Source organism: Pseudomonas sp. CBZ-4, assembly GCF_000346755.1.
Classification (GTDB): domain Bacteria; phylum Pseudomonadota; class Gammaproteobacteria; order Pseudomonadales; family Pseudomonadaceae; genus Aquipseudomonas.
This window is the reverse complement of sequence record NZ_ANNV01000005.1, coordinates 1-974: the sequence shown is the minus strand read 5'-3', so window position 1 is coordinate 974 and position 974 is coordinate 1. Positions and strand designations below refer to the sequence as shown.

The window sequence follows — 974 nt, the reverse complement described above, 5'->3', positions numbered from 1 at the left end:
CGCGCCAAGGCTGCCCTCGACAAACTCGACATCGCCGAAGGCCTCGCCGAACTCGAAGGCGCCTCCGCCCGTGTCGCCGTTGACGAAAAGCGCATGATCAACTGCCGCGCCGACCTCAACCAACTCGTGCCGTTCAAGTACGACTGGGCCTGGCAGAAGTACCTCGACGGCTGCGCCAACCACTGGATGCCGCAAGAGGTCAACATGACCGCCGACATCGCCCTGTGGAAAAACCCCGAAGGCCTGACCGACGACGAGCGTCGCATCGTCATGCGCAACCTGGGCTTCTTCTCCACCGCCGACTCCCTGGTCGCGAACAACCTGGTGCTGGCCGTATACCGCCTGATCACCAACCCGGAGTGCCGTCAGTACATCCTGCGCCAGGCCTTCGAAGAGGCGATCCACACCCACGCCTACCAGTACTGCATCGAATCCCTGGCCATGGATGAAGGCGAGATCTTCAACATGTACCACGAGATTCCATCGGTGGCGAAAAAAGCCGCCTGGGGCCTGAAGTACACCCGTTCGATCTCCGATCCGAAGTTCGAAACCGGCACCGTCGACACCGACAAAGAGCTGCTGCGCAACCTGGTCGCCTACTACTGCGTCCTCGAAGGCATCTTCTTCTACTGCGGCTTCACCCAGATCCTGTCCATGGGCCGCCGCAACAAGATGACCGGCGTGGCCGAGCAGTTCCAGTACATCCTGCGCGACGAGTCGATGCACCTGAACTTCGGTATCGACGTGATCAACCAGATCAAAATCGAAAACCCACACCTGTGGGATGCCGAGATGAAGGAAGAAGCGACCCAGATGATCCTGCAAGGGACCCAGCTGGAAATCGAATACGCCCGCGACACCATGCCGCGCGGCGTACTGGGCATGAACGCCGCGATGATGGAGGACTACCTCAAGTTCATCGCCAACCGTCGCCTGTCGCAGATTGGCTTGAAGGAAGAATACCCAGGGACGAC

1 protein-coding gene is annotated in these 974 nt (G+C 60.0%); it reads left to right on the top strand.

Going from position 1 to position 974, the window contains the following annotated elements:
- Positions 1-974: ribonucleotide-diphosphate reductase subunit beta (locus B348_RS0100420; protein WP_017734202.1), on the top strand; the 974-nt coding region annotated here is incomplete at both ends.